Here is a 9670-nt window from a genome sequence, read left to right on the forward strand (position 1 = left end):
ACGCCGAACAGGAAAGGCGTCAACCACGCTACGGCTCGGCCGGTCGTAGCGTAGAGGCCAAACATCTCGCCTTCGCGTCCCGGCGGGGCAACGCGCGCCAAGAAACCGCGGGCGGAAGCCTGGGCTGGTCCCACGCACAGGCAGAGGATGAGCCCGCAGATCCAGAAGGCTGTGGGGCCGTGCGCGAAAAACATCACACTAGCCATTGCAGTGAGAATTGTCAGGCAGGTGAGGATGATGGCTTTGGGGCCCACGTGATCGTCGATCAGCCCGCCCACCACGGCGCCCAGCGCGGCCGCAACGTTGGCGGCAACGCCGAAGATGAGGACGTCTCCGGGAGACAGTCCGTAGACGGACACGCCCAACACCGCCCCGAAGCTGAACACGGCCGAGAGCCCATCGCGGAAGATGGCCGAAGCAAAGAGGAAGGCAAAGGCGTTGCGATCCTCCCGCCACAGCGTGTGCACCGTGCGCCATAGCTCGCGGTACGACGCGGCCACGCCGCCTGTCAATTCACCCGAAGGCGCAATCTCCGGCACGCGCAGCAGAACGGGGATAGCAGACAGCCCAAACCAGGCCGCAGCGAGCAGCGCCACGAGCCGAATATTCCAGCCGCCCTCCGTGGATAGTCCTAGGCCGCCGCCCTCGCCGGAGACGAAGCCGAAGTAACAGATGAGCAGCAGCACGATGCCACCGAAATAGCCTGCTGACCAGCCCAGGCCGGAGACTCGCCCTACCTTGTCCTCGGTGGCCACTTGGTTGAGCTGAGCAAAGTAATTGACCTCCGCGAACTGGATGGTCACCGAACCTACCGCCAAGCCGATAAGACCCAGCCAGAAATACGCGGGCGCGTCATTGCGGATGAAGAACAGGCTGCCCATGACCAGGAATGTCAGCAGCGACCAGAAGCCCAGGGCGCGACGCCGCGTGCCCAACCGGTCAGAGCGCTGGCCCATCACGGGGGTCACCGCAAAAATCACCAGACCCGCCACCGTCATGGACCACGACAACCATTGTGCCGGGGTGAACTGCGAATCAATCTGCTGGCCCACCGAGTCGGTGAGGTAGACCGAGAAAATAAACGTCACGAGCACCGCATTGAAGGCGGCCGAACCCCAGTCCCACAGGGCCCAGGCAGCCACGGTGAGCCGGTCAGTGCGCTTCGAGTCATGCGTCATGCTTCATTATCGTAGGCAAAACATTCGCCCAATGGAGCGGTCTCGCCCCCTCGGTTCACAGCGCACGTACAGACTCCGCTCAGTACCCTTGGAAGGCAGAGTGCAATACTTCTCATTCTGAATGAGATATCCCTTGGCGCTTCCTGGCGTCAGGAGAAGCGGAGAAAGGACCAAAGCGGGACCATGGATGATTCAAAGGACGTCAAGGTACTTGTCGTCGATGACGAGCCCAATATCGTTGAGCTGCTCACCGTCTCCCTAAAGTTTCAAGGTTTCGACGTACACAGCGCCAATTCTGGCAATGAGGCCCTGCGCATCGCGCGTGAGATCAATCCAGACGCTTACATCATGGACGTCATGATGCCGGGCATGGACGGCTTCGAGCTGCTGGGCAAGCTGCGTGCAGAGGGTCTCGACGGCCCCGTGCTCTACCTGACTGCCAAGGACAGCGTGGACCAGCGCATCCACGGCCTGACCATTGGCGCGGATGATTACGTCACCAAGCCCTTCAGCCTGGAAGAGGTCATCACCCGCTTGCGCGTGATTCTGCGCCGCGGTAACGCGGTGGATGACCAGGGCGGCGACGCCACCATGACCTATGCCGACCTCACCCTCAACGATGACACCCACGAGGTCACCAAGGCAGGGGAGATCGTGGAGCTTTCGCCCACTGAGTTCAACCTGCTGCGCTACCTCATGCAGAACCGCGAGGTCGTGCTGTCCAAGTCTAAGATCCTGGATAATGTCTGGCACTACGACTTCGGTGGTGACGGCAACGTGGTGGAGTCTTACATTTCTTACCTACGCCGCAAAATTGATACCGGCGATACCCCGCTTATTCACACCGTCCGCGGTGTCGGTTACGTGCTGCGCATGCCGCGCTCGTAGGCTCATCCACTATGAGCGAACCCACCGCGAATATTCAGGCCCCACAATCCGGGGTGACGCTGGTGCGGGAGAAAGCCCCGCGCCGGCGTATGCAGCGCCCCAAAGCGCTGCCCCTGCGCACGTGGCTACTCGTCCTCATGGTGCTGGTATCGGGGCTCGGCCTAGCCATGTCCTCCCTGGCGGTGTCGTCGATTATGCGCAACGTGCTCTACACCCGAGTGGACACCGAGCTTAACGACGCCCATAGTTCCTGGGCCAGCAACCTCGACGAGTCCTTTTATATGCCGCAGGACGGAAGCCGCCGACCCCCGACGGACTATGTGGCGCTGGCGTACTATCCCGATGGCTCCGTGGTGACCACGCGGCCGATGGCCGCATTGCCCGATGCGCGCAACGTGATCGTCGGCGGGGAACCCACCACCGTGCGCTCGATTCAGGGCGAGACCGAATGGCGGGCCGTGGCCAAGCTCCAACGGGATGGTTCCGTGGTGGTCGTCGCCAAAGACATGACGACGGAGAACTCCATCCTGAAAGGGTTGGCGATTGTCCAGGTGATCATCGCGGCCTTGGTCATGCTGATCATCGCGGTGGTGGGCATGTGGCTGATCCACCGGGCGCTGCGGCCGCTGCGGGTGGTCGAGAAAACGGCCTCCCAAATCGCGGCCGGCAACCTGGACAAGCGCGTGCCGGAGTGGCCACTACATACCGAGGTAGGCCAGCTCGCTGCGGCGCTCAACGTCATGCTGGGGCAGCTGCAGAATTCCGTTGTCGATGCGCAGGAAAAAGAACAGCAAATGCGCCGCTTCGTCGGCGATGCCTCCCACGAGCTACGCACGCCGCTGACCAGCCTGCGCGGCTACACGGAGCTGTACCGCTCGGGGGCTACCCAGGACGCGGAGTTTGTCTTCAGCAAGATCGATGCCGAGTCGCAGCGCATGTCGTTGCTCGTGGAGGATCTGTTGGCCCTGACGCGCGCGGAGGGCTCGCGCTTGGATATGCGCGAGGTAGACATGCTGGAACTTGTGCTGTCAGTAGGTTCCTCGGCGCGGGCGGCTTTTGCGGGCCGCACCATCAACGTCAATAATGAGGCCTCGGGGATTCCGATGGTCAACGGTGACGCGGACCGCCTACACCAAGTGCTGCTCAACTTGGTGTCCAATGGTATCCGCCACGGCGGCGAGGAGGCGTCGGTGACGCTCACCTTGCGCGACGACGAGGAGCACGTGCTTATCGACGTCGCCGATGACGGCAAAGGCATCTCCCCCGAAGACGCGGCCCATATTTTCGAGCGCTTCTACCGTGCAGACACCTCGCGCACCCGCGATACGGGTGGCTCTGGTTTGGGCTTGGCCATCGTGAAGTCGCTCGTGGAGCAGCACGGCGGTTCAATCTCCGTGGATTCGGAGCTGGGCAGCGGATCGGTCTTCACTATCTGCCTGCCCAAAGCGCCAACCGACGGCAGCTAACGCCTAGCTGTCGCGGCGGCCATCCTCATCCGTGCCGAGGTGCTGGCGGATGCGCGCGGCGGCCTCGTCCATGGCGGCGGGGTCGGTGGCGTCGGCTGCGAAGGCCTTCGCGAAGTCGTAGTCTTCCATCTTCTCGGTGGGGAAGAGGTGGATGTGGGTATGAGGAACGTCGAAGCCAGCGATGATGTAGCCCGTACGCGGGGTGTCGAAGGCCGTCTTGATGGCGCCACCGATCTCTAGAGCGATCTCGTTGAGGTGTGCCCAGGTTTCTGAATCGAGGTCAGTCCACTTATCGACCTCCTCGACCGGCACCACCAAGGTGTGGCCATAACGCAGCGGCTCGATGGACAAAAACGCCACGCACTTCTCGTCGCGGTACACAAAGCGAGCAGGCAGCTCGCCCTCGATGATCTTTGTAAATACGGAAGACATGGCCCCTAGGCTACCGCCAGTTAAGATAGACGGCATGCGCATTCTCGTTATTGGCTCGGGCGGCCGCGAACACGCCCTGCTCACTGGCCTTAAATCTGACCCCTCTGTTACCGATTTGCACATCGCACCGGGTTCCCCGGCGCATAAGATGCAGGCCACCATCCACCCGGAGTATTCCCAGGTGGACGATCCTGCGCGTATGACGGAGCTGGCTGTTGATATTGACGCGGATCTGGTCGTCATCGGCCCAGAGGTGCCGCTGGTGAAAGGCGTGGCGGATGCTCTGCGCGAGCGCGGCATTGCGGTCTTCGGGCCGTCGGCAAGCGCGGCACAGATCGAGGGATCCAAAGCATTTGCCAAGGATGTCATGGCGGCCGCCGGCGTGCGCACCGCCCGCGCGGAGCAGCTCGCCCCCGGCACCAGCGATGAGGACATCGAGGCCGCCCTCGATCGTTTCGGCCCGCACTTCGTGGTTAAGGACGACGGCTTGGCCGGCGGCAAGGGCGTCGTGGTGACCGAGTCTCGCGACGCGGCCCGCGCGCACGTCGATGCGGTCCATGCCGTGGGTAACCCAGTGCTGCTCGAGTCCTTCCTCGACGGCCCGGAGGTCTCCCTGTTCTGCTTGGTGGACGGCGAGACCGTCGTCCCGCTGCTCCCGGCGCAGGACCATAAGCGCGCCTATGACAACGATGAAGGCCCCAACACCGGCGGCATGGGCGCCTACACCCCGCTGCCGTGGCTGCCTGCCGACGGCGTCCAGCGCATCGTCGACGAAGTCTGCGTCCCCGTGGCCAAGGAAATGGTCAAGCGCGGCACCCCGTACTCTGGCTTGCTGTACGCCGGCCTGGCGTGGGGCAAGGAAGGCCCAGCCGTGGTGGAGTTCAATGCCCGCTTCGGTGACCCGGAAACGCAGGCGGTGCTCGCTTTGCTGAAGTCTCCCCTGGGTGAGGTTTTGAGTGCCACCGCTACCGGACAGCTAGCGGAGCTGGCGCCGCTGGAGTGGGAAGACGGCTATGCCGTCACCGTGGTGCTGGCTGCCGAGGGCTACCCGGCTTCGCCGCGCAAGGGCGATCCGATTGCCTCGCCGGACCTTGATGATCCCACCCGGGTTCTGCACGCCGGTACCACCACGGGGGAGGGCGGCTACGTCTCCAACGGTGGGCGCGTCCTCAACGTTCTCGGCCGTGGTGCCACCCTCGCCGATGCCCGCGCGGCCGCCTACGAGGTTCTCGGCGGCATCGAACTGGAGGGCAGCTTCTTCCGCACGGACATTGCTCTGCCCGCGGAAAAGGGCGAAATCAGCATCTAATCCGCTGATAATGCCGCCTTTCGGGCGCGGCGTGGAATAATGAGCGACGTGGCTGAAAAGAAGAACATTTCCAACGTCCTGTCCGCTCGATACTCCTCCCCGGAGATGGCTGAAATCTGGTCCCCAGAGCACAAGATTATTCTGGAGCGCCAGCTGTGGATCGCGGTGATGACGGCGCAGAAGGATCTTGGCGTCGACATCCCTGCCTCGGCTATCGCCGCCTACGAGGCGCAGGTTGAGAACGTCAACCTCGCCTCCATCGCGGAGCGTGAGCGCGTGACGCGCCACGACGTCAAGGCGCGCATCGAGGAGTTCAACGCCCTGGCCGGCTGCGAACACATCCACAAGGGGATGACCTCGCGTGACCTGACGGAGAACGTGGAGCAGCTGCAGATCCTGCGGTCTTTGGAGCTGACCCGCGATAAGGCCATCGCGGTGGTCTCGCGCATCGGTGAGCGTGCTGCGCAGTACCAGACGCTGGTGATGGCCGGTCGTTCGCACAACGTCGCCGCCCAGGCCACGACCCTGGGTAAGCGTTTCGCCTCGGCTGCCGACGAGCTGCTGCTCGGCATCGAGCGCGTGGAATCGCTGCTGAGCCGCTATCCGCTGCGCGGTATCAAGGGCCCGATGGGCACCTCGCAGGACATGCTCGACCTCATGGGTGGCTCCGAAGACAAGCTCGCCGCGCTGGAGACCCGCATTGCGGATCACCTAGGATTCTCCCGAGTCTTCAACTCGGTGGGCCAGGTCTACCCGCGCTCCCTCGACTTTGATGCTGTGTCCGCGCTGGTGGAGCTTGGTGCTGCGCCCTCCTCACTGGCGACGACCATCCGCCTCATGGCCGGCAACGAAACCGTCACTGAAGGCTTCAAGGAGGGGCAGGTTGGCTCCTCCGCGATGCCGCACAAGATGAATGCCCGCTCCTGCGAGCGCGTCGGCGGTTTCCAGGTCATTCTGCGCGGCTACCTGACGATGGTGGCGGACCTGTCCGGCCAGCAGTGGAACGAGGGCGACGTGTTCTGTTCGGTGGTGCGCCGCGTGGCGCTGCCCGACGCCTTCTTCGCTATCGACGGCATGTTTGAAACCTTCCTCACCGTGCTCGACGAGTTCGGTGCTTTCCCGGCCATGATTGACCGCGAGCTGGAGCGCTACCTGCCGTTCCTCGCCACCACCCGCATCCTCATGGCGGCGGTGCGCGCGGGCGTGGGCCGTGAGACCGCGCACGAGGTCATCAAGGAAAACGCCGTCGCCGTGGCGCTCAACATGCGTGAGAATGGCGGGGAGCAGGACCTCATTGAGCGCCTGGCTGCCGATGAGCGCCTGCCGCTCGATGCCGCTGCCCTCGAGGCCGCGCTGTCGGACAAACACGCCTTCATCGGTGCTGCCGAATCGCAGGTAAGCCAGATCCTGGGCCGCATCAAGGCGATTGTTGACCAGCATCCGAAGGCCGCGGCCTACACCCCGGGCGAGATCCTCTAGCTCCCCACCCTTGGCGGTACGTTTTCGCAGACAAGCCCTCTCAAACGTGAGTTTTCAGGGCGCTATTTACGAAAACGTACCGCGCTGGCCCGGTCCATGTACGTTTCGATCAAATAAGGTTGCCCAGATCGAATTTTTCTGGCCCTTATTTGATCGAAACGACCATCTAGTCACCTTCTGCTTTATCCGGCGCGTTGTCTGCGCCCTTCGTCGCGGCCTCGAGGGCGCTGCGGGTTGTGCCCCAGGCTTGCCGGGCGCGGTTGGCTACGGTTTCGCGGGCTTCTAAGGTGCGCTGCTGCGCAACACCAGCGGCTTCGCGGGCCATGTTGGTGCTGGAGGCAGTCAGCTCGCGGAAGGCATCGATGCGCCGGACGGGCTCTAAGCCCTCGGTTCCTTCGACGGCAAGGTTGGCAGCGTCGGCGAAGTCACGCAGTTGGGCAAAGAAGTGGTTGACCTCCGCTACGGCGCGGGGAGAGTTCCAGTCGATGGCTTTGCGTAGCGTCGAGAAGCTGCCCAGCTCGTGGGCAATGTGGGCGATGCTGGTGAGGTCTTCCAGCAGACGAGTGGCGCGCCTCTGCCGCGCCCGAGCAACAGCCGCAGCGTAGTCTTTGGCCACCTCACCCTCCACGGCATTGGCGCGGCTGAGCTGAAGCACGTACATCTGGTTCTGCAGCTGCACGGTACGGGCAAGCTCGTAGAACCACAAGCCTGCGTCGTGGTTAGTCTTTTGGAAGGTCGCGCGCACCTTCCCCGGCGACGTCTTTGACCTCGCCATTTTCTCCGCCACGGCCCGCAGGTGTCGCAGTACTTGGCCTTGCAGCTTAGCCAGGTCCGCAGTGAGGTGTGCGATGGTCGCCCACTGCGTATCGGTCACCTCAGCGGTGTCCTCCAGGACGAGGGCGGCCTCCGCCAAGATCTCCGCGAGGCCATCAATCTCACCCGCCAGCGAATCCTGCTGGAAGCGCAGCACCTCATCGAGCTTGGCGTCGATATGCTCCAGGTAAGCCTGCATCTGCTCCATCTGCTTCTCGACGGCCGCCTGCTGCATCATCGACGCCAGGACCATCGGAGCGGCCGGCGTGAGCAGGCCGGCCTTCTCAAACTGCAGGTGTTTGAGCAGGCTTCCACCATTGCGCGAAGCAACGCCGCGGCCGACATCCTTGGTGCGGACAACACCGGCGCGGATATCTCCCGGCTTGATGCCCATGCGCTTGAGGTACGCAGCGGACTCAGCATCGAGCTTGAGCCACCGTCCAGATTCCTTCTGGTAGTCCTCGATACCTGCGAGCACCTGACTCGCGCGGCGGAGGAGCTGGGGAGTGACAGCAGAGAGCTCTGCCTTGTCGGAAAGCCGTTTCAGCTCGGATTCAGGGCCGATAACGAGTGCGCCTTCCTCACCGGTAATGACGGTTAGCTCGGGGTCGCTCTCAGCCATTAGGCCATCCCGGGGAGGCGCAGAACTGGTAGCTCAAAGCCGCCGAAGGAGGCGCCGTTGGAGGCGAGGTAGCCGCCGATCACCAGCACGGTGAGCACCGTCATGACGCCGAGGACCGCCGCCCCCGTGGACGAGGTTTGCTGCTGCGTCGTCTGCCCCGGAATGGGCAGCTCGGGCACCGGCTGGATGCCCTCCTGAGCGCCGCGCCCGCGCAGCTCCTCTACGCACTCCGCGAAGGACTGCGATTGGGCGGCGTTGAAGGCGTCGACGGCTTCCTTTTCTTGTGCCTGGTTCTCCGCTAGGGCGGCGCGCAGCGTGGAGCTGAAGTCGCTGCCCGTCGACAGCAGGGGAGCCGGGCCCTTCTCGGCCCGGGCCGCCGCTGCGTTGATGGAGTACTCGGCGTCCTCCGGCAGCAGCACCGATTCATCCGCCACCAGCTCTTCCGGCGCGGACGCGCCGACCATGATGATGAGCATATCCGCACCCGTGTAGCCGGCCTTGCTCAGCGCGGCCACCGTCGCCGCATAACCCGGTGCCTTGCTGATGTCGCGCGAGGTGTACGCGGAGAAATCCAGCTTCGGGAACTGCGCTTGAATCTGCTCCGAGGTCGCCTTGATCGTGGCAATGTACCCGGCCCGAACGTCGCGAGCCAGCTCTCGATCCGACGCCGACGCCGACATTGAACACAGCCACTGGCCGTGCGCGGACTCGCGCACGGAGACGTCGGCTGCGTGCGCAGCGGGCACAGACAGGGCGCCGCACACCAGCGCAGCAGAGGTCACAAGAGAGGTCACGCGAGTGCGCATGATGGTCTAACTCCTCGGGATAGGGACGTATCTTGATGCAGTGTAGACGGGGCTAGGATGGTTGTCATGCGTCCAGAACTTTCTTCCTATACCCACATCGCCTCCGGCAAGGTGCGCGATATCTACGAAATCGACGACAACACCCTGCTCATGGTGGTCTCCGACCGCATTTCCGCCTATGACCATGCGCTCGAGCCCGCCATTCCGGACAAGGGCCGCGTGCTCACGGCTACCTCGAAGTTCTTCTTCGACGTCATTGATTTTCCCAACCACCTCGCCGGCCCGCTCGATGATGAGCGCATCCCCGAAGAGGTACTCGGCCGCGCCATGGTCGTGCAGAAGCTCGATATGCTGCCCTTCGAGTGCGTCGCCCGCGGCTATCTGACCGGCTCCGGGTTGAAAGAATACAAGGAATCCGGAAGCGTGTGCGGCGTCGAGCTGCCGGAGGGACTCACCGAGGCGTCCCGCCTGCCCGAGCCCATCTTTACCCCGGCCACCAAGGCGGAGCAGGGCGACCACGATGAGAACGTTTCCTTCGATGTCGTTGTGGAGAAGCTAGGCCGCGAACGCGCCGAAGAGCTGCGCGAAGCCACCCTGCGTATCTACGCTACGGCCGCCGCCATCGCCGAGGAGAAGGGCATTATTTTGGCGGATACGAAGTTCGAGTTTGGCGTCGA

The 9670-nt window shown here is 63.5% G+C and carries 9 protein-coding genes; 5 read left to right on the forward strand and 4 right to left on the reverse strand.

What is annotated here, in order from left to right; translation table 11 throughout:
• Positions 1–1178: MFS transporter (locus RDN59_RS10020; RefSeq protein WP_308607712.1), on the reverse strand; the 1178-nt coding region annotated here is incomplete at its 3' end.
• A gap of 183 nt (positions 1179–1361) precedes the next feature.
• Here RDN59_RS10020 and RDN59_RS10025 point away from each other — a divergent pair.
• Positions 1362–2066 carry a response regulator transcription factor gene (locus tag RDN59_RS10025; protein WP_308607713.1) on the forward strand — a complete coding sequence of 235 codons (705 nt, stop codon included), beginning with the start codon at positions 1362–1364 and terminating at the stop codon, positions 2064–2066.
• Positions 2067–2077: 11 nt separating this feature from the next.
• Positions 2078–3532: a HAMP domain-containing sensor histidine kinase gene (locus RDN59_RS10030; protein ID WP_308607714.1), complete on the forward strand. Its 1455-nt coding sequence runs from the start codon at positions 2078–2080 to the stop codon at positions 3530–3532.
• 3 nt (positions 3533–3535) lie between these two features.
• On the opposite strand, the gene RDN59_RS10035 is transcribed toward RDN59_RS10030, so the two are convergent.
• Complete coding sequence (locus tag RDN59_RS10035) at positions 3536–3964, reverse strand: HIT family protein (RefSeq protein ID WP_046649286.1); 429 nt, start codon at positions 3962–3964, stop codon at positions 3536–3538.
• Positions 3965–3998: 34 nt separating this feature from the next.
• Here RDN59_RS10035 and purD point away from each other — a divergent pair, with 34 nt between their 5' ends.
• On the forward strand, positions 3999–5273 hold the full coding sequence (purD, locus tag RDN59_RS10040) for a phosphoribosylamine--glycine ligase (protein ID WP_308607715.1): 1275 nt from the start codon (positions 3999–4001) through the stop codon (positions 5271–5273).
• 39 nt (positions 5274–5312) lie between these two features.
• Positions 5313–6752 (forward strand): adenylosuccinate lyase, encoded by a 1440-nt coding sequence (purB, locus tag RDN59_RS10045; protein WP_308607716.1) that lies wholly within the window; start codon positions 5313–5315, stop codon positions 6750–6752.
• A gap of 166 nt (positions 6753–6918) precedes the next feature.
• Here the strand turns inward: purB and RDN59_RS10050 are convergent, their stop codons facing one another.
• Both RDN59_RS10050 and RDN59_RS10055 read right to left on the reverse strand, forming a co-directional pair.
• Positions 6919–8187 carry a hypothetical protein gene (locus RDN59_RS10050; RefSeq protein ID WP_308607717.1) on the reverse strand — a complete coding sequence of 423 codons (1269 nt, stop codon included), beginning with the start codon at positions 8185–8187 and terminating at the stop codon, positions 6919–6921.
• Positions 8187–8993 (reverse strand): serine/threonine protein kinase, encoded by an 807-nt coding sequence (locus RDN59_RS10055; RefSeq protein ID WP_308607718.1) that lies wholly within the window; start codon positions 8991–8993, stop codon positions 8187–8189. Before RDN59_RS10055 ends, RDN59_RS10050 begins: the two co-directional genes overlap by 1 nt.
• Before the next feature lie 66 nt (positions 8994–9059).
• On the opposite strand from RDN59_RS10055, the gene RDN59_RS10060 reads away from it, so the two are divergent.
• On the forward strand, positions 9060–9670 hold a 611-nt coding region (locus RDN59_RS10060; RefSeq protein WP_308607719.1), incomplete at its 3' end, for a phosphoribosylaminoimidazolesuccinocarboxamide synthase.

Origin of the sequence: uncultured Corynebacterium sp. (assembly GCF_902489365.1) — a bacterium.
Classification (GTDB): domain Bacteria; phylum Actinomycetota; class Actinomycetes; order Mycobacteriales; family Mycobacteriaceae; genus Corynebacterium.

Coding starts and splice junctions, on each gene's coding strand:
- RDN59_RS10055 (WP_308607718.1), bottom strand. CDS start 8,993: ATGCGCACTCGCGTGACCTCTCTTGTGACCTCTGCTGCGCTGGTGTGC.
- purB (WP_308607716.1), top strand. CDS start 5,313: ATGAGCGACGTGGCTGAAAAGAAGAACATTTCCAACGTCCTGTCCGCT.
- RDN59_RS10050 (WP_308607717.1), bottom strand. CDS start 8,187: ATGGCTGAGAGCGACCCCGAGCTAACCGTCATTACCGGTGAGGAAGGC.
- RDN59_RS10035 (WP_046649286.1), bottom strand. CDS start 3,964: ATGTCTTCCGTATTTACAAAGATCATCGAGGGCGAGCTGCCTGCTCGC.
- purD (WP_308607715.1), top strand. CDS start 3,999: ATGCGCATTCTCGTTATTGGCTCGGGCGGCCGCGAACACGCCCTGCTC.
- RDN59_RS10030 (WP_308607714.1), top strand. CDS start 2,078: ATGAGCGAACCCACCGCGAATATTCAGGCCCCACAATCCGGGGTGACG.
- RDN59_RS10025 (WP_308607713.1), top strand. CDS start 1,362: ATGGATGATTCAAAGGACGTCAAGGTACTTGTCGTCGATGACGAGCCC.